The sequence below is a fragment of the Streptomyces sp. NPDC047117 genome (assembly GCF_040643545.1).
Taxonomy (GTDB): domain Bacteria; phylum Actinomycetota; class Actinomycetes; order Streptomycetales; family Streptomycetaceae; genus Streptomyces.
This window is the reverse complement of record NZ_JBEYUN010000009.1, coordinates 67,990-85,083: the sequence shown is the minus strand read 5'-3', so window position 1 is coordinate 85,083 and position 17,094 is coordinate 67,990. Positions and strand designations below refer to the sequence as shown.

Genomic DNA, 17,094 nt, shown 5'->3' with positions numbered 1-17,094 from the left:
TCTGCTCGCACGTTCATGCGTGGGTCAAGAGGCCACCAGCAGCAATCGGCATGGAAACGGAACGGGGTCCCGATGGCCGCCTACGATGCTCCCTTCACCCCCGTCCAGCCGGTACGGGCCTACCAGCGGGTGGCCGAGCAGATCGAGGAACGCATCCTCCGCGGTGAACTGCCGCCCGGCTCCCGCCTCCCCGCCGAACGCGAACTGGTCAATCAGTTCGGCGTCGGCCGCTCCACGGTCCGCGAGGCGCTGCGCGTCCTGCAGTCCGCCGGCCTGGTCCGGTCCCGGCCCGGCGACCCGCTCGGCGCGGAAGTGCTCGGCGTCTCCGCCGACAACCTCAGCCAGGCGCTCGGCCGGCTCACCCGCTCCCACATATCCAGCCTCGGCGAACTGATCCAGTTCCGGATGGTCCTGGAGGCCGAGAGCAACCGGCTCGCCGCCCGGCTGCGTACGGAGGACGACCTGACGCGGATGGCGGGGCTGATCGACCGGATGCGGTCGCTGTCCGCCGGACCGGGCGCCGGACTGCGGGCGTTCAGCGAGGCCGACGCGCTGTTCCACCAGGCCGTCGCGGAGGCCAGCCGCAACGCGCTGCTCGGGCTCTGCGCCCGCGCCGTCCACGACGCCGTCGTGGACATCATCGAGCGCAAGATCGCCGATGCCTCGGACGCGGCGGCCTGGCGGGAACGCTCCATCGACCACCACGAGCAGGTGCTCGCCGCGATCCGCGCCGGCGACGCCCCGCACGCCGCCCGGCTGGCCCGCCAGGCCCTGTACGCCTATTACGCCGAGCACGTCGAACCGGATACGCGGGCGCTGCTCAATGCGGCGTTGGAGCAGGAGTAGTACGGCCCGGTCGGCTCCTGCTCGGGTATCGCCCGGCTGTGACAGTGACGCGGCTTTGACAGTGACGGAACCGGTTCGTTAAAGATGGTTAGTACACCTTATTAACTCGAGTTCGAGCGAGGAACGTCTCCGATGACCGATGCCATGCGCGCACTCGGCGCCGAGCTGCGCAACTGGGGCCGCTGGGGCGCGGAGGACCAGCGCGGCACCACGAACCTGATCACCCCCGAGAAGGTCGTCGCCGCGGCCGGGGCGATCCGGACCGGCAAGGTCTTCGACCTCGGCATCCCGCTGGACGCCGACGGCCCGCAGACCGGCCGCTTCCGGTCCAACCCGCGCCGCTTCATGTCCCGCACCGGCCAGGAGCGGGAGCTGCCCGGCGGCGGACGGGGCGCGGACGACTGGGTGGTGATGCCGCTCCAGTCCGGCACGCAGTGGGACGCGCTGTCGCACATGTTCTACGACGATCACCTCTACAACGGCTTCCCGGCCGCCGCACACGTCACCGCCCTCGGCGCCTCCCGCAACGCGATCCAGCACCAGGCCAAGGGCATCGCCGGCCGTAGCGTACTGCTCGACGTCGCCCGGCTGAAGGGCGTCGACCGCCTCACCGCCGGAGAGGCGATCACCCCGGACGACCTGGACGCGGCCTGCGCCGAGCAGGGCGTGACCGTCGGCGCGGGGGACGTCCTGCTGGTACGCACCGGCTGGTGGTCCGTGTTCGCGGCCGACGGCGACCGGGAGCGGTTCATGGACGCCGAGCCGGGGCTGTCCCTGGAGTGCGCGCGCTGGCTGCACGCACGGGACGTGGCGGCGGTCGCGGCCGACAACTGGGCGCTGGAGGTGCTGCCCGCGCAGCAGGAAGGGCTGACGCTCCCGCTGCACCTGGTGCTCCTCCGCGACATGGGAATGACCATCGGCGAGATGTTCGACCTCGACGAGCTCGCCGCCGACTGTGCCGCGGACGGGGAGTACGCGTTCTTCTTCACCGCCCCGCCCCTGAAGTTCACCGGCGCCGTCGGCTCCCCGCTCAACCCCCTCGCCATCAAGTAACCCGTCGGAGGGAGGGCGGCGTTACAGCTCCGCCGCCGCCCGCAGCCCTTCCAGTACCGCCTCCTCGACCGTGCGCGGCGACACGCAGTCGCCGATGGATATCAGGCTCCCCGGCGCCGGATCGGCCGGTACGTCGGGGCCGGGCACGGGCTCGTGCCCCTGCGCGAGCACCACCGAGCCCACCCCTTCGAGCAGCACCGGCTCCTCGGTGAGGGTGTGCTGGAGGTACACCGTGTCGCTGTCCGCGCCGTACAGCCGGACGTTCGGCACCACCCGGACCCCGGCCCGCACCGCCTCGCCGAGCATCGCGCCGCGCACGTACTGCTGCAGGTGCTCGCCCGCGCCGAACCCGGTGACGCACAGCGTCACCTTCCGGCCCTGCCCTGCGAGCTGGACGGCCACGCCGAGTCCGATCCAGTCGCCGCGCCAGTCGGCCACCACCACCCGGCCGCGCGGCACCCCGGCGCCCCGTACGACGTCCCAGGCGTCCAGCACCACCGGCTCGTCCACCAGCTCCAGCTCCGGCCGGCGGGGCCGCGCGCCCGTCGCCACGATCACCGCGTCGGGCCGCTCGGCGCGCAGCAGCTCACCGTCGACCCGCGACCCGGTGACGATACGGGCACCGGCCTGCCGCGCCTCCCGCTCCAGGTTCGTGATCGCGCCGCCGAACTCGGCGCGCCCGGGCAGCCGTTCCGCCAGCAGCACCTGGCCGCCGGTCCGGCGCGCCGCCTCGTGCAGCGTGACGTCGTGCCCGCGGGCCGCCGCGACCGCCGCCGCCTTCAGCCCCGCGGGGCCGCCACCCGCGATCAGTACCCGCTTCCGGCGCGTGATCGACGGCAGCACGCCGAAGGTCCGTTCCCGGCCGGTCTCCGGATGCTGGATGCAGGAGATGGCGTAGCCCCGCTGGAAGTGGCCGATGCAGGCCTGGTTGCAGCCGATGCAGGCCCGGATGTCCTCCGCGCGCCCGGCGCCCGCCTTCTCCGGCATCTCCGGATCGCAGATCAGCGCGCGGGTCATGGCACAGGCGTCGGCCTGCCCCCGTTCGATGATCCGGTCGGCCTCCTGCGGCTGGTTGATCCGGCCCGCGACCATGACCGGGACGCGTACCGCCGCCCGTACCTTGGCGGCCAGCGGTGCCGTGTAGCCCGCGGGCTGGGACATGGGCGGTGCGATGTGCAGCGCGCCGGAGAGGGTGGCGGAGCTGCCGGCGCACACGCTGACGTAGTCCAGCAGGCCGTCCTCGTCCAGCCGCGTCGCCACGTCCACGACCAGCGCGGAGGACAGCCCGTCGTGGCTCAGCTCGTCGCCGGAGATCCGCAGCCCGACGGTGAAGTCCCGGCCCGCCGCATCCCGTACCGACGCGATGATCTCGCGCAGGAACCGCAGCCGCTTCTCGTCGCTGCCGCCGTAGTCGTCGGTACGGTGATTGACCTGAGGGTTCAGGAACTGGGCCGGCAGGTAGCCATGGCTGGCCACGATCTCCACGCCGTCCATGCCCGCGTCCCGCAGCCGCCGTGCGGCGGCACCGTACCCCTGGACCACCTCGTGGATCTCCGCCACCGTCATGGCCCTCGGCATCACGTGGAACCGCTCGCTCGGCGTCGCCGACGGCGCCCAGGCGACCGGCGCCGAGCCGTCCCGCGACTCCAGGATCTCCCGCCCGGGGTGGAAGATCTGGCCGACGGTCCGCGCGCCGTGCCGGTGTACTGCGTCGGCGAGGCGCCGGTACCCCTCGATGCAGACATCCTCCGTCGCCATGAGGACGTGGGTGGTGTACCGCGCCGACTCGTGCACCCCAGCTACCTGCACGACGATGAGGCCGACCCCACCCGCGGCCCGCGCCTCGTGGTACGCCACGAGGTCGTCGGTCACCCGCCCGTCCCGCACGAGCACCGTGTCGTGCCCCGAGGACACGATGCGGTTCTTCAGCGTGATCCCCCCGACCCGCAACGACCGGAACAGAAACGGAAACGCCTCACCACTCACCAAAACCCCTCCCTCCACCGGAACCACCTTGAGTCGCTCCCCCGCTGCACCGGGGCCCCCCTCCCCGCCCCCTGCTCTGCCAGACGATCAGTCGGTACCGGTCAGCCGGCGCCGCTTAGCCGGCGTCCGGTCAATGGCCAGCCGCTCTCGGCCAGTCGGCCGGCCGCCGCTCGCCCCTCCCCTCACACGCCGTCCCGCACCCCGAAGACCGCTCGGCCCGTGGCGAGGAGTACTTCGGCGTAGCGTTCCGGGGTCATGCCGCCGTCCGCGGCGATCGCCATGTCGCAGCCGTCGACCACCGCCATCACCGCGCCGACCGCTGTCTCCTGCGGCACGACGGGAGCGAACTCGCCGGTCTCCACGCCCGCGGCGAGAATGCCGGAGACCAGGGCGCGCCACTCGTCGTGCACCCGGCGTATCCCGTCCCGCAGTTCCTCGTGGCGGGCGGCGCTCGCGCAGAACTCGGTCCACGTCGTGCAGCGCCGGGCCAGGTCCGGGTCGCCGGTCAGCTCCTGCACCAGCAGCTCGAACCGGCGCCAGGGGCCGAGCTCGCCGAGGGCCGCGCAGCGCCAGCGGCCGGTCAGCTCGCTTATCGACCACTCGAAGGCGTGCCGGAAGAGCAGGTCCCGGGTCTCGAAGTGATGCTGTATCGACCCTATGGAGACTCCGGCGGAGTTGGCGACGTCGCGCAGCCGGGCGGCGTCGAAGCCGTGCTCCGCGAGGGCGAGGGCCGCCGCCCGCAGTATCCGTTCCCGCTGGACGTCCGGCCCGGCCGGCACCGTCCCGGTCCGCTCCGGCACTCCCCGCTCGGCCATGCCGCCCACCCCGCCCCTTCACACCCACGCCTTGCCGGCATTTTCGTCCGGCCTCTTGTCTTCCAATAATACCCAATTATTGTGACGGCGAACACATTTTTGGCACGCCCGCTCAACGGACACGCGTCCGAGCCGAGTTCCTGCAAGGGCCTGATTTCCTCCTAGAGACGGGCGGCAGTTCATGACGCACCTGCGCAAGTCCCTCACCTGGCGCGACGGCTTCGCGATCGCCCTGGTGATCCCCAACGGCCTGCTCCTGACCGTGGGTTACGGCATCGGCGCGATCGGCGCGTGGACCGCCATCGCGCTCTGGGTCGGCGGCGCGGTGATCGGGCTGCTGCAGAACATGCTGTTCGCCGAGACCGCGGCGATGTTCCCCGGCAAGTCCGGCGGCGTCAGCCGGTACGCGGCGGAGGGCTGGAAGCGCTACTTCGCGCCGCTCGGCGCCATCGCCGCGTACGGCTACTGGATCGGCTGGTCGTTCAGCATCGCGGTGAACGCGGCGGCGATCGGCGCGCTGGTCACCGCCCAGTGGTTCCCCGACGCGCCCGAGGTCGCCCTGCCGGGCGGCCATGCCGTCGGCGCGGCCGAACTGATCGGCGTGGCGGCCGTCTTCGCCGCCTGGGCATGCAACTACTTCGGCGCCCGGCTCACCGCCCGCGCCTCGAAGATCACCAGCGGGATCGTGCTGTGCGGTCTCGTCGTGGTCGTGGCGGCTCCCTTCCTCAACGGCCACAGCTGGCACGTTTCCCGCCTCACCTGGTACCACGGCGACAGCTGGCTGACGCTGATCGTGTGGTTCTACGTGACCGCGTGGACCACGTACGGCACCGAGATCTGCGCCTCGTTCGCCCCCGAGTACAAGGACACGGTGCGCGACACCGCCAAGGCGCTGCGCGCCACCTCGCTCCTCTCCCTCGTCCTCTTCTTCGTCGTGCCCCTCGCGATGGTCGGCTCGGTCGGCGAGGACGCGATCCGCGAGGATCCCGTCGGCGCGTTCGCCCTCGCCTTCGAGCAGGCGCTCGGCGGCTTCTCCTCGCTCGGCGTGCTCATCCTGGTCGCCTCGATGTTCCTCGGGATGGTGTCCACCACGGCGGACGGCGGCCGCGCGCTGTACGGGCTGGCCCGCGAGCGGATGACCGTACGGCAGCTGGACCACCTGAACCGCTGGGGCGTGCCGGGCCGGGCGCTCACCCTCGACGCCGTACTGAACAGCGCGATCCTGCTGCTCCTCGGAGAGCCGCTGAGCATCCTGATCGCCAGCAACTTCGGCTATCTGGTCGCGGTGGTGCTGGCCGTCTCCGCGTTCCTGCTGCTGCGCAAGGACCGGCCGGACTGGCCCCGCCCGATCCGCCGCGGCCGGATCTGGATACCGATCGCCTGGGCGGTGCTGGTCATCGATGTCGTGGTGGTCGCCGTGGGGGTCACGCATCCGTCGCTGGCCGGGCAGGGCGGTCCGAAGGACACCCTCATCGCGGTGGGAATCCTGTTGCTGTCGGTCGTGCTGTACGTGCACCGCCGCGTCGTCCAGGACAAGGAGCGCATCGCCTGGCGCATCGAGACACCGGCGTTGCCGGAACCGGAGACAGAGCCGGATTCGGAGCAGGATCCGACACAGGTGCCGTCGAGCAGTGCGGACGGTCCCGCCGGCAGAAGCCACGTGTAGCGCGACAGCCCCGTGGCCAACTTCCGCCTCTTTACGACCTGTTGCTCACGCCCGTACGCTCCGCCACCGTACGCGGAGAGCCTCGTACACGGATACCGCACCGAGACCGCACCCCGAGGAGGGCGTCGTCATGACCGCGAGGGCTGGGCGCAGGGGCCGGACCGCCATCGGGCTGTTCGCGGCGGCGGGGCTGCTGTGCGGGGCGTCCGTGCTGGGGACGGCGCCGGCGGCCGCGCGGCAACAGGACGCCAGCACCGGGAGCAGCGGCGCGAAGGTGCTGCCGATGCAGTCGACCGGCCCCGCGGAGAGGCGTTTCAACCTGGTTTTTCTCGGTGACGGCTACACCGCGGACGAGATGCCGGAGTTCCGGGCGAACGTCGAGAAGCACCTCAACGTGCTGTGGAGCACCGAGCCGTTCGCCTCCTACCGCTCGTACATCAATGTCTGGGCGGTGGAGACGCCGTCCGCCGAGTCCGGTGTCGACTGCGATCCGGGGCTCGGAGCGCCGCGCCGGAACACGGCGCTGGACATGGGGTTCTGGGGCGGGTGCGACGCGCAGAGCGTGCAGCGGCTGATCACGATGGACGACGGGAAGGCCAGGGCGGCGGCCGATCTGGTGGCCGGCACCTCGGCCGGGAACCGGCAGATCGTGGGGCTGGCGCACAGTGACACCTACGGCGGCGCGGGCGGCACGTACGCCACCGCCTCCGGCGGCAACTCGCTGTCCTCGCTGATCACGCCGCACGAGATCGGCCACTCGCTGGGGAAGCTGCAGGACGAGTACGACTACTACCAGCGCGGCGTTCCCGGCGGCCGGTACGCGGAGGGCGAGCCGGACTCGGCGCACCACACCGTGCTGAGCGCGCGGCAGATGCGGGAGCAGCGCAAGAAGTGGTGGCGCTGGCTGGGTGAGGAGAGCGAGTCCGGCGGCCGGATCGGGCGTTACGAGGGCGGCATGTACAGCACGAAGGGGGTCTGGCGGCCGAGCGCGCATTCGATGATGAAGACCCTCGGCTACCCCTTCGACCAGGTGGAGCGCGAGGTCATGACACGCGCCATCGCGTCCAAGGTGAACCTGGTGCAGGGCCACACCCCGAACGGCGCGCCCATGGGCGCCGACCGCTCCGTGTGGGTCGACACGCTGCACCCCACGGGTGGCGAGCTGGACGTGACCTGGCGGCTGGACGGCCGGCCGCTCCCCGGGACGGCCGGGCTGCGCACGGTGGACCTGCGCCGGTACGTCCCTTCCGGCGAGCGGCCGCGCCGCCTCACGGCCACCGTCACCGACCCGACGCCCTTCGTGCGCGATCCGGCCGTGCGCGCCTCGGCGGCGCTGACCCGTACGGTCACCTGGACCGTCGACCCGTCCGTGACCACGGATCCGGCGCCCGTCGCGGCGGAGTTCACCGGGCACACCGCCACCGACGCCCCCGTGGGCGCGTCCTCCGTGCTGTACGCCGACACCACGCACCCCGTACGCGGCGCGGTGCGGGTCTCGTGGGCGGTGGACGGCCGCCCCGTGGCGAACCGCGGCAACGACCGTGACCTGGACCTGGGCGCGCTCCGGCTGCGGCCCGGCGACCACACCGTCACCGCCCGCGTGGCCGGCGCCCGCCCCTCCCCCGCCACCCGTCTGACGTGGACTGTCGACGCGACCCCGGCGACCGTCTCGTACGCCCTGTCCGAGCCGCTGCGGACGGTGCAGCGTCCGGGCCGGCCCGTGGAGTACGTGTACGACGGTCCCTTCACGATGAGACTCACCGGGAAGGACGACCACGGCGGTTACGTGGTGACGCAGTTCCGGGTGGACGGGGACGGCTGGTTCACGTACTTCGGGTGGCCGACGGACGCGGACGCACCGTTCCGGTTCTCCCCGGGCGGCACCGTCATCGACGACCTCGTGTACGGAAAGCTCGGCACGCCGCGGGCCGTTCCGTGGGACGACGCCACGCCGGACTACGGGACCCACACCATCGAGTACCGGGCGCTGGACGCGGCGGGGAACACCGGTCCCACGAAGCGCTTCCGGGTCACCCTGAGGCCGCCTCAGTAAGCGCCGCATGCCGCGAGTTGGGTAGTTCGCCCCGACATCACTATGATCCGGCGATGATCATAAGAAGGCGACTGGCGGCCGTGGTGTGCGGCTTGCTGGTCAGTTTGACGGGCGGGCTCGCACCGGCGACCGCCGCGGCCGACGGACCGGCCACCTCGGAGACGTCGGCGAAGACGTCGGAGACATCGGCGGAGACGGCCAAGGACGCCCCCAAGGTCGACCTGGTGCTCGACGTGAGCGGCTCGATGCGGGCCCGCGACATCGACGGGCAGTCCCGTATGTCGGCGGCCAAGCAGGCGTTCAACGAGGTGCTGGACGCGGTGCCCCAAGAGGTGCAGCTCGGCATTCGTACGCTGGGTGCCGAGTACCGCGGTAACGACCGCAAGGTGGGCTGCAAGGACACCCGCGCGCTGTACCCCGTCGGCCCGGTGGACCGCACCGAGGCCAAGACCGCGGTCGCCACGCTGACGCCGACCGGCTGGACGCCGATCGGCCCGGCCCTGCTGAAGGCCGCCGACGACCTGGAGGGCGGCGACGGCGCCCGCCGCATCGTGCTGATCAGCGACGGCGAGGACACCTGCCAGCCGCTCGACCCGTGCGAGGTGGCGCGCGAACTCGCGGCCAAGGGCATCCACCTGACCGTCGACACGCTCGGCCTGGTGCCGGACGCCAAGACGCGTACCCAGCTGAGCTGCATCGCCGAGGCCACCGGCGGTACGTACACCTCGGTGCAGCACAAGGACGAGCTGTCCGGTCGCGTCAAGCAGCTGGTGCACCGGACGGTCGAGCCGTCCCTCACCCCCGAACCGGCGAAGGGCACGGACAGCTGCGAGCGCGCGCCGCAGCTGAAGCCCGGCCTCTACACCGACCGCGAGGAGTTCGGCGAGCACCGCTTCTACAAGGTGGACGTACGGCCCGGCCAGGAGCTGCGCGCCTCGGTGAGCGTGGCGGCCGACCGGGCCGTCAACGACGACTACGGCGTCCAGCTGCGCGCCTCGACGCTGCGCGGCCGGGAGATCGTGCGCGGCGAGGCCACCGGTGACGGCCGTACGGACGTCCTCTCGACCGGTCTGCGCTATCCGAAGGCGGACGACGGCAGCGCGGCGGAGGACGCGGACGGTGAGCCGGTCCCCGAGACCGTCTGCCTGCGCGTCAGCAACGCCTTCTCGGCGCCCGCTTCGGTCAAGACCGCCCCGGGTCTGCCGGTCGAGCTGTCCGTCGATGTCGTGGACGGGCCGGACGAGGCGTCCGACGCCGCGTTCCTGGGCCTCGGCCACGGCTGGTGGTTCCTGATCGCCGTCACGCTGATCGGCCTGCTGGCCGGGCTGGTGTGGGGCTGGATCTCGCGCTGGCGCGTCACCGTCTGGAGGACCCACTGATGTCTGCCGCAGCTTCTGTACGGACACGCCTGTCCGCCGCAGCTTCTGTACGGCGGTGTCTCCCCGCCACAGCTTCTGTACGGCGGCGCCTGTCCGCCGCTCTGCTCGCCGGTGCGGCGCTTCTCGGGACGGCCGCGGGCGGGGTCGCCCTCGCCGGGCCCGCGTCGGCCGCCTCCGTGGCGCCGGCCGAGGACCCCACCCCGTCGTCCGGCACGCCGTCGTCCGACGCGTCCGCCTCCGCCGACCCGGAGGACGCGCCGCCGCCCACCGAGGCCGGCACCTCCTTCCGTACCGCCACGGTCATCCGGCCGGGCCAGCAGGCCACCGCGCCGGCGTCCACCGGTGACTACCTCTACTGGCAGTTCCCGGCCGACGCGGAGCAGGGCGCCAGGGTGGACGCGAAGGTGAAGCTGCCGGACGCCGAGGCCCGGCACGGCGACTCCACCTGGCAGCTCGACGTGTACGACGGGCTGCGCCGCCGGCAGGCCTGCCGGTACGGCACGCAGACCAGGACGGCCGCGACCGACGCCGCGACGGTCGAGCTGTCCTGCACCCTGCGGACGGTCCGGGCCGCGGCGGAGCCCTGGTCGAACGACCCGCTCCCCGGCGCGTACTACGTCCGGCTCACCGCCGTGCGCACCGCCTCCGCCGACACCGGTCTGCCGGTCGAGACCGCGGTGACCGCCACCACCACGGACGCGGGCAGCGCTCAGGCGGTGGACGGATCGCTGGGCGCGCCCCTGGTCCAGGGCTCTGCCGCGCGGCCCGAGCCGGACGGCGGCTGGTCGTCCGGCTGGTGGTCGGCGCGCTGGCTGTGGACCGCGGCGGGCGCGGTGCTCGCGGCGCTCGCGGGCATCGCGGGGTACGCGGCCACGCGGGGACGCGGGCGGCCGTCACACCTGCCGCCGGCCGTCTGACCTGCGGCGCGCTCCTCGGGGCGGGCCGGGTGGTACGTCCACCCGGCCCGCCCCTTCGACTGTCCGCGCCGCGCCCCTTGTCGAGACACGAACGCATCCCATACATTCGCGTATCGAACGGCGCTCGACGAACGACGGACGGCGCACGATGAACGGCGCACGACGGAAGGCGGGGCCGGTCATGACTTCGGCAGAGGCAGCCGCCCAGCCGCGGCGCGTCACCCGGCGCCGGGCGCAGACCCGGCAGCGGCTCCTCGACGCCGCGCTGACGGTCTTCGCCGAGGAGGGCTTCGGCCGGTCCACCGTGGACCAGGTGTGCGAGCGGGCCGGGTACACCCGGGGCGCTTTCTACTCCAACTTCACCTCGCTCGACGAGCTGTTCCTCGCCATGTGGGAGCAGCGTTCGGGGGCGATGCTGGCCGATCTGCGGACCGCCTCGGCCCGGCTCGGCACGCTGGAGTCGGTCTCCCCGGACGAGGCGCTGCGCGCCGTGCTGGAGGTCATTCCGGTCGACGACGCGTGGTATCGCGTGACGGCGGAGTTCACGGCGCACGCGCTGCGCAATCCTTCCCTGCGCCGGGTGATGGCCGCCCGTGAGCGGGCCGTCCAGGACACCCTGCTGCCGCTCGTCGAGACCGCGCTGGCCCGGGCCGGACGGCGGGTCACCGACCGTACGGGCCTCGGACACGCCCTGGTCGCCGTGCACGACGGCACCGCGGTGCAGTGCTTGATGGAGCCGGACGACGCGGCCGTACGGCGGCGCCGCGAGGAGTTGTTCCGGCACGTGGTGAACGCCTACAGCATCCAGAGCGAAGGGGCTCGGCATGAGTGAGCGCGAACAGGCCGATGTGATCGTCGTGGGCGCCGGCCTGGCCGGCCTCGTCGCGACGTACGAGCTGGCCAGGGCCGGGCGCAAGGTGCTGCTCGTGGACCAGGAGAGCGCGGCCAACCTGGGCGGCCAGGCGTTCTGGTCGCTCGGCGGGCTGTTCCTGGTGGACAGCCCCGAGCAGCGCCGGATGGGCATCAAGGACTCCTACGAGCTGGCGCTGCAGGACTGGCTGGGCTCGGCCGGGTTCGACCGCGAGCGCGAGGACCACTGGCCGCGCCAGTGGGCGCAGGCGTATGTGCAGTTCGCCGCCGGGGAGAAGCGCGCCTACCTGCACGACCTGGGGCTGCGGCTGATGCCGAACGTCGGCTGGGCCGAGCGCGGCTCCGGGCTCGCCTCCGGGCACGGCAACTCGGTACCGCGCTTCCACCTCACCTGGGGCACGGGGCCCGAGGTCGTACGGGTCTTCCGGGAGCCGGTGCTGGCGGCGGAGCACCGCGGGCTGGTGACGTTCAAGCACCGCCACCAGGTCGACGAGCTGATCGTGGAGAACGGCACGGCGGTCGGCGTCCGGGGCACGGTGCTGGAGCCGTCGGGCGAGGCGCGCGGGGTGAAGTCCTCCCGTAGCGGAACCGATTCCTTCGAACTCCGCGCCCAGGCCGTCGTCGTCACTTCCGGCGGCATCGGCGGCAACGCGGACCTGGTGCGCAAGAACTGGCCGGTGGACCGGCTGGGTCCGGCGCCGGAGCGGATGATCTGCGGCGTGCCCGCGCATGTCGACGGGCGGATGCTGGAGATCACCGAGAGCGCGGGCGGCAACATCGTCAACCGCGACCGCATGTGGCACTACGTCGAGGGCATCCGGAACTGGGACCCGATCTGGCCGGACCACGCCATCCGCATCATCCCCGGCCCGTCCTCCCTCTGGCTCGACGCCGCCGGCAAGCGCCTTCCCCCGCCGCTCTTCCCGGGCTTCGACACGCTGGCCACGCTGCGGCACATCCGGGCCGGCGGCCACGACCACAGCTGGTTCATCCTCACCCAGTCGATCATCGAGAAGGAGTTCGCGCTCTCCGGCTCCGAGCAGAACCCGGACTTCACCGGCAAGGACCTGAAGATGACGCTCGGCCGGACGAAGAAGGGCCCGACGGGACCGGTCGCCGCGTTCATGGAACACGGCGCCGACTTCGTCGTCCGCGACAACCTCCGCGACCTGGTGACCGGCATGAACGCGCTGGGCAGCGGGCCGGAGCTGGACTACGACCAGGTGCGCCGGGAGGTGGTGGCCCGCGACCGCGAGGTGGGGCTGGCGTACTCCAAGGACATGCAGCTGATGGCGGTCCGCAACGCGCGCGCCTACCTGGCCGACAAGATCGTCCGAGTGGCCAAGCCGCACCGGCTGCTCGACCCCGCGCACGGCCCGCTGATCGCCGTACGGCTGAACCTGCTCACCCGCAAGACCCTCGGCGGCCTGGAGACCACGCTCGACGCGCAGGTCGTACGCCCCGACGGCACCCCCTTCCCGGGCCTGTACGCGGCGGGCGAGGTGGCCGGGTTCGGCGGCGGCGGGCTGCACGGCTACAACGCGCTGGAGGGCACGTTCCTCGGCGGCTGCATCTTCTCCGGCCGCGCGGCGGGCCGGGCGCTGGCGAAGGAGCTGGCATGACGGGCGGGGCGGCGCGGGAGTCGCGCCGAGCACCCGACGAGCGTCGTACGGCACTGGTCACCGGGGCCTCCTCCGGCATCGGCCAAGCGGTCTGCCGGGCGCTGCTGGCCCGCGGCTACCGGGTGCTCGCCACCAGCCGCAGCCCCGAAAGGATTCCCGAGGCCGACCGCCTCCCCGGCGCCGAGTACCTCGCCCTCGACCTCACCGACCCGGCGAGCATCGAGGCGTGCGCCGCAGCGGCGGGCGAGGTGGACGTCCTCGTCAACAACGCGGGCGAAAGCCAGCTGGCGCCCCTCGAAGAACTGCCGATGGACGCCCTGGAACGCCTCTTCCAGCTCAACGTCTTCGGCGCGGTACGGCTGACGCAACTGCTGCTGCCGGGCATGCGGGAGCGGCGCCGCGGCCGGGTCGTCATGGTCGGCTCCATGCTGGCCAGCTTCCCGCTCGCCTTCCGCTCCTCGTACGTCGCGTCAAAGGCGGCGGTGAAGGCCTTCGCCACCGCCTCCCGCCGCGAACTCTCCCCCTACGACGTCTGGTTGACCACCGTGGAACCCGGCTCCATCAACACAGGCATCAGCGAGCGCCGCACCCGCTACCTCGCCGACGACTCCCCCTACGCCGAAGCCTTCGGCACCGTCTCCGCCCGCCTGGACCGCAACGAGGCGACCGGCATCAGCGCGGCCACGGTGGCGGCCACGATCCTCAAGGCCATCGAGGCACCTCGCCCGAAACCCCTCTACGCGGTAGGCAGCAACGCCCCCCTCGTCTTCACCCTCCGCCGCCTGATCTCCCGCCGCCGCGCCGAGTCCCTGGTGTCCCGCAAACACGGCCTCAAGTGAGCCGCGCCGGGGACGGACACGCGACCTCGCACCACACGGTCTTCGTACACGGCTCGCTGGCCGTGTCCGTCCCCCAACGCTCGGCCAACGCCTCGACCAGCAGCATCCCGCGCCCCGACTCCCCGTCAGACGCGTAGCACCCGACGGTGGGCAACCGCTCGGGACGCGGATCGGTCACCTCGATACGGAGCACTCGACCGTGATCGAGGAGGGTGAGCCCGAGCCGGAAGTCCCGGCCCCGGACGCGGCCGTGCCGTACGGCGTTGGCCGCCAGCTCCGCCACGAGGTGGGCCGCGGCGTCCGATACCGCGCTGCCGTACGGCCGGCCCCAGTCGGCCAGTTGTGCCACCGCGAGTCGGCGGGCGAGGCGTGCGCCGCGCGGCGTGGCGGAGAGCTGGATACGGAAAGCCGGGTGACCGGTCTGCTCGTTCATGTCACTCAGCGTGGTCAGTTGTGCGTAGGCTGAATACCCAGGTCGGCCGTACGCGCGGTCGCTGTCCGGCTGCCGTCCGGGCTTGTACGGGCGGCGCCCCGTGACGCTGCGTGCGCCGCGGCGTTGGGTACGGGCGGGACGGCCCGGAGGGGGCTCACATGGACGTCGGCCGGGAAAACGACGACGACGAAACGGCGGCGGTACTGCGCACGGTCGGCAGAGTCATCAAGTCGTGCCGCGAGCGAGCGGGCCTCCGCCAGGCGGAACTGGGCGCCGCCATCGGCTACAGCGAGGAACAGGTCTCCGCGGTCGAACGCGGCCGCCGCGTCCCGAAACCGGAGTTCCTGGACGCGGCGGACGGGGCCCTGACGGCGGACGGCCTGATCTCCGGCCTGAAGAAGGACGTGGAGACAGCCCGCTACCCGAAGAAGGCTCGAGATTTGGCGAAGCTGGAAGCCGAGTCGGTCGAGTTGGGGGCGTACGCCAACCACACGGTGGCCGCACTGCTGCAGACCGAGGAGTACGCACGGACGCTGTTCGGGATGCGCCGCCCGGCGCATCCCGACGACATCGTCGAGGGCAATGTCGCCGCACGTATGGCACGGCAAGAGATCATCGCCCCTTCCAGAACCGTGCCCGGCTTGAGTTTCGTACAGGAGGAGGTGACGCTTCGGCGTCCCATCGGGGGCAGAATGGTGCAGCGGCGGCAACTCGAACGCCTGTTGGAAGTCGGGCAGTTCCGGAACGTCGAGATTCAGATCATGCCGACGGACCGGGACGACCATGCGGGCCTGGAAGGCCCGTTCCGACTCTTCAAGCTTCGGGGCGGTACCACACTGGGGTACAGCTCGTTCCTGATCTCCGACCCGGCGGAAGTGCAGTCGCTGGAAATGCAGTATGGGATCATCCGGGCCCAGGCTCTCAGCCCACGGGAGTCGTTGGCCTTCATCGACGGACTGCTGGGAGAAACATGACCACCAAGCTCGTTGCCGGGGGCAAGTGGACCAGGAGCAGCTACAGCGGAAACGAGCACGGCTCGGACTGCGTGGAGGTCGCGGTCGGGCAGGACGCCGTCCTCATACGCGACTCCAAAGACATCCACCGGGCGCGGATTGCCGTCGGGCCGGAGGCATGGGCCGCGTTCCTCGGGGCGGTCACCGTGCTTGTCGACGGTACGGGGGCAGGAATTCGGTGAGGCGCGTGGCGGCTACTACGCGCTGCGCGGTGGGCGGTGGAGCATCAGGCACGCTGCGCTGAGGGCCGCCATCGTGGCGAAGGCCAGGGCTACCGGGGTCCAGGAGTTGCCCGTCGTGGAGAAGAGCCACGTCGCTGCGGACGGGGCCGCGCTGCCTATCAGGCCCGCCAGTTGGAAGCTCATCGAGAGGCCCGTGTAGCGGACGCGGGGTGCGAACCAGCCCGACAGGAGCGTGCCGATCGACGCGTACGCGACCGTGCTGGCCAGCATCGGGAGGCACATCGCCGCCCACAGGCCGCCGACCGTACGGGTGTCGGCGAGCCAGAACATCGGGAAGGCGATGAGTAGATGGAGGAGGATCCCGGCCAGCGTCACTCGGCGCATGCCGAAGCGGTCGGCGGCCAGGGCGGCCAGTGGGGTGCAGACGATGACGACGACGGAGGCGGCCGTGCCGGCGCCCGCCGCCTCCGACTCGGAGAAGCCGAGCTGTCCGACGGCGTACGTCGACATGAAGGTGACGACCACGTAGTAGCCGCCGACGGTGATCAGGAAGGCGCCGGTCGCCAGCAGCCAGGTGCGCCAGGCGTCGCGTACCACGCCGACCACCGGCGCCGCTTGCTTCGCCTCGTCCTTCTCCGCCGCCCGCGCCGCTTCGAACTCGGGTGACTCCTCGATCGAGGAGCGGATGACGAGGCCGACGAGGACGAGGACGGCGGAGAGGAGGAAGGGGATGCGCCACGCCCAGGCCACCAGGGCGTCGTGGCCGAGGAGGGCGACCAGCGAGAACACGCCGGTGGAGAGGAAGTAGCCGACGCCGTCCCCGACTTGGGGGAAGGAGCCGAAGAAGGCGCGGCGCCGGGGCGGGGCGTGTTCGACGGCGAAGAGGACCGCGCCGCCCCACTCACCGCCGACGGCGAGCGACTGCGTCATGCGTATCAGGACGAGGAGTACGGGGGCCGCGACGCCGATCGTGGCGTAGCCGGGCAGCAGGCCCACGGCGATGGTGGCCAGCCCCATGAGCAGCATCGACCAGATCAGCGCCTTCTTGCGGCCGTACCGGTCGCCGATGTGCCCGAAGACGATCGCGCCGAGCGGGCGGCCGAGCGAGCCGACGAAGAGGGTGGTGAACGAGAGCAGCGTGCCGAGGGCCGGGCCCGCCTCCGGGAAGAAGAGGCGGGGGAAGACCAGCGCCGACGCGGTCGCGTAGATGCCGAAGTCGTACCACTCCACGCTGGTACCGATGAGCGAGGCGCCGGCGACCTTCCAGGGATTGGCGCGGCGGGGCGGTGCGGCTGTGCTCGTCATTCCTTGCTCCTTCTGGAAGGGGTCCGGCCACGCTGCATGAGAACGGGAAAGAGAATGGGTCCAGAGAGACCCGAATGAAGGTTCAGTGGACGGTAAGGTCGGCCCCGAAGGCTGT

General features: G+C 72.0%; 15 protein-coding genes. 11 read left to right on the top strand and 4 right to left on the bottom strand.

The window, feature by feature from the left end; all coding sequences use genetic code 11:
• The first annotated feature begins 72 nt into the window (after positions 1–72).
• Together ABZ840_RS19045 and ABZ840_RS19040 are read left to right on the top strand one after the other, a co-directional pair.
• Positions 73–846, top strand: coding sequence for a FadR/GntR family transcriptional regulator (locus tag ABZ840_RS19045; protein WP_361561094.1), 774 nt, complete (start codon positions 73–75; stop codon positions 844–846).
• Between the two features lie 132 nt (positions 847–978).
• Complete coding sequence (locus ABZ840_RS19040; protein ID WP_361561092.1) at positions 979–1,899, top strand: cyclase family protein; 921 nt, start codon at positions 979–981, stop codon at positions 1,897–1,899.
• Positions 1,900–1,920: 21 nt separating this feature from the next.
• Here the strand turns inward: ABZ840_RS19040 and ABZ840_RS19035 are convergent, their stop codons facing one another.
• Positions 1,921–3,885 carry an FAD-dependent oxidoreductase gene (locus ABZ840_RS19035; protein WP_361561090.1) on the bottom strand — a complete coding sequence of 655 codons (1,965 nt, stop codon included), beginning with the start codon at positions 3,883–3,885 and terminating at the stop codon, positions 1,921–1,923.
• A gap of 182 nt (positions 3,886–4,067) precedes the next feature.
• Positions 4,068–4,700: a TetR/AcrR family transcriptional regulator gene (locus ABZ840_RS19030; RefSeq protein ID WP_361561088.1), complete on the bottom strand. Its 633-nt coding sequence runs from the start codon at positions 4,698–4,700 to the stop codon at positions 4,068–4,070.
• A gap of 181 nt (positions 4,701–4,881) precedes the next feature.
• On the opposite strand from ABZ840_RS19030, the gene ABZ840_RS19025 reads away from it, so the two are divergent.
• The 7 genes from ABZ840_RS19025 (at position 4,882) to ABZ840_RS18995 (ending at position 14,046) form a co-directional block, all read left to right on the top strand.
• The gene (locus ABZ840_RS19025; RefSeq protein ID WP_361561086.1) at positions 4,882–6,366 is read left to right on the top strand and encodes an APC family permease; all 1,485 of its coding nucleotides are present in this window, start codon (positions 4,882–4,884) and stop codon (positions 6,364–6,366) included.
• Between the two features lie 130 nt (positions 6,367–6,496).
• Entirely contained in the window at positions 6,497–8,419 is a 1,923-nt protein-coding gene (locus tag ABZ840_RS19020) for a M64 family metallopeptidase (protein ID WP_361561084.1), read from the top strand.
• Positions 8,420–8,472: 53 nt separating this feature from the next.
• Entirely contained in the window at positions 8,473–9,798 is a 1,326-nt protein-coding gene (locus tag ABZ840_RS19015) for a VWA domain-containing protein (protein ID WP_361561082.1), read from the top strand.
• On the top strand, positions 9,798–10,715 hold the full coding sequence (locus ABZ840_RS19010) for a hypothetical protein (protein ID WP_361561080.1): 918 nt from the start codon (positions 9,798–9,800) through the stop codon (positions 10,713–10,715). The genes ABZ840_RS19015 and ABZ840_RS19010 overlap by 1 nt, the downstream gene beginning before the upstream one ends.
• A 181-nt stretch (positions 10,716–10,896) precedes the next feature.
• Positions 10,897–11,547 (top strand): TetR/AcrR family transcriptional regulator, encoded by a 651-nt coding sequence (locus tag ABZ840_RS19005; protein WP_361561078.1) that lies wholly within the window; start codon positions 10,897–10,899, stop codon positions 11,545–11,547.
• Positions 11,540–13,207: an FAD-binding dehydrogenase gene (locus tag ABZ840_RS19000; RefSeq protein WP_361561076.1), complete on the top strand. Its 1,668-nt coding sequence runs from the start codon at positions 11,540–11,542 to the stop codon at positions 13,205–13,207. The genes ABZ840_RS19005 and ABZ840_RS19000 overlap by 8 nt, the downstream gene beginning before the upstream one ends.
• Positions 13,204–14,046 (top strand): SDR family oxidoreductase, encoded by an 843-nt coding sequence (locus tag ABZ840_RS18995; RefSeq protein WP_361561074.1) that lies wholly within the window; start codon positions 13,204–13,206, stop codon positions 14,044–14,046. Before ABZ840_RS19000 ends, ABZ840_RS18995 begins: the two co-directional genes overlap by 4 nt.
• On the opposite strand, the gene ABZ840_RS18990 is transcribed toward ABZ840_RS18995, so the two are convergent.
• The gene (locus tag ABZ840_RS18990; RefSeq protein ID WP_361561072.1) at positions 14,039–14,479 is read right to left on the bottom strand and encodes an ATP-binding protein; all 441 of its coding nucleotides are present in this window, start codon (positions 14,477–14,479) and stop codon (positions 14,039–14,041) included. The two genes, ABZ840_RS18995 and ABZ840_RS18990, sit on opposite strands and share 8 nt — an antisense overlap.
• A 158-nt stretch (positions 14,480–14,637) precedes the next feature.
• Between ABZ840_RS18990 and ABZ840_RS18985 the strand changes: the two genes are divergently transcribed.
• Together ABZ840_RS18985 and ABZ840_RS18980 are read left to right on the top strand one after the other, a co-directional pair.
• On the top strand, positions 14,638–15,453 hold the full coding sequence (locus tag ABZ840_RS18985; protein WP_361561070.1) for a helix-turn-helix transcriptional regulator: 816 nt from the start codon (positions 14,638–14,640) through the stop codon (positions 15,451–15,453).
• Positions 15,450–15,674, top strand: a complete 225-nt coding sequence (locus tag ABZ840_RS18980) for a DUF397 domain-containing protein (RefSeq protein ID WP_361561068.1) — start codon at positions 15,450–15,452, stop codon at positions 15,672–15,674. The genes ABZ840_RS18985 and ABZ840_RS18980 overlap by 4 nt, the downstream gene beginning before the upstream one ends.
• A gap of 15 nt (positions 15,675–15,689) precedes the next feature.
• On the opposite strand, the gene ABZ840_RS18975 is transcribed toward ABZ840_RS18980, so the two are convergent.
• Entirely contained in the window at positions 15,690–16,979 is a 1,290-nt protein-coding gene (locus ABZ840_RS18975) for an MFS transporter (protein ID WP_361561066.1), read from the bottom strand.
• Positions 16,980–17,094 lie beyond the last annotated feature (115 nt).

Bases quoted from the DNA above. Each gene is read 5' to 3' on its own strand.
- ABZ840_RS19015 (WP_361561082.1), top strand. From the start codon at position 8,473: ATGATCATAAGAAGGCGACTGGCGGCCGTGGTGTGCGGCTTGCTGGTC.
- ABZ840_RS19020 (WP_361561084.1), top strand. From the start codon at position 6,497: ATGACCGCGAGGGCTGGGCGCAGGGGCCGGACCGCCATCGGGCTGTTC.
- ABZ840_RS19005 (WP_361561078.1), top strand. From the start codon at position 10,897: ATGACTTCGGCAGAGGCAGCCGCCCAGCCGCGGCGCGTCACCCGGCGC.
- ABZ840_RS18980 (WP_361561068.1), top strand. From the start codon at position 15,450: ATGACCACCAAGCTCGTTGCCGGGGGCAAGTGGACCAGGAGCAGCTAC.
- ABZ840_RS18985 (WP_361561070.1), top strand. From the start codon at position 14,638: ATGGACGTCGGCCGGGAAAACGACGACGACGAAACGGCGGCGGTACTG.
- ABZ840_RS19010 (WP_361561080.1), top strand. From the start codon at position 9,798: ATGTCTGCCGCAGCTTCTGTACGGACACGCCTGTCCGCCGCAGCTTCT.
- ABZ840_RS19025 (WP_361561086.1), top strand. From the start codon at position 4,882: ATGACGCACCTGCGCAAGTCCCTCACCTGGCGCGACGGCTTCGCGATC.
- ABZ840_RS19030 (WP_361561088.1), bottom strand. From the start codon at position 4,700: ATGGCCGAGCGGGGAGTGCCGGAGCGGACCGGGACGGTGCCGGCCGGG.
- ABZ840_RS18975 (WP_361561066.1), bottom strand. From the start codon at position 16,979: ATGACGAGCACAGCCGCACCGCCCCGCCGCGCCAATCCCTGGAAGGTC.
- ABZ840_RS18990 (WP_361561072.1), bottom strand. From the start codon at position 14,479: ATGAACGAGCAGACCGGTCACCCGGCTTTCCGTATCCAGCTCTCCGCC.
- ABZ840_RS19000 (WP_361561076.1), top strand. From the start codon at position 11,540: ATGAGTGAGCGCGAACAGGCCGATGTGATCGTCGTGGGCGCCGGCCTG.
- ABZ840_RS18995 (WP_361561074.1), top strand. From the start codon at position 13,204: ATGACGGGCGGGGCGGCGCGGGAGTCGCGCCGAGCACCCGACGAGCGT.
- ABZ840_RS19045 (WP_361561094.1), top strand. From the start codon at position 73: ATGGCCGCCTACGATGCTCCCTTCACCCCCGTCCAGCCGGTACGGGCC.
- ABZ840_RS19040 (WP_361561092.1), top strand. From the start codon at position 979: ATGACCGATGCCATGCGCGCACTCGGCGCCGAGCTGCGCAACTGGGGC.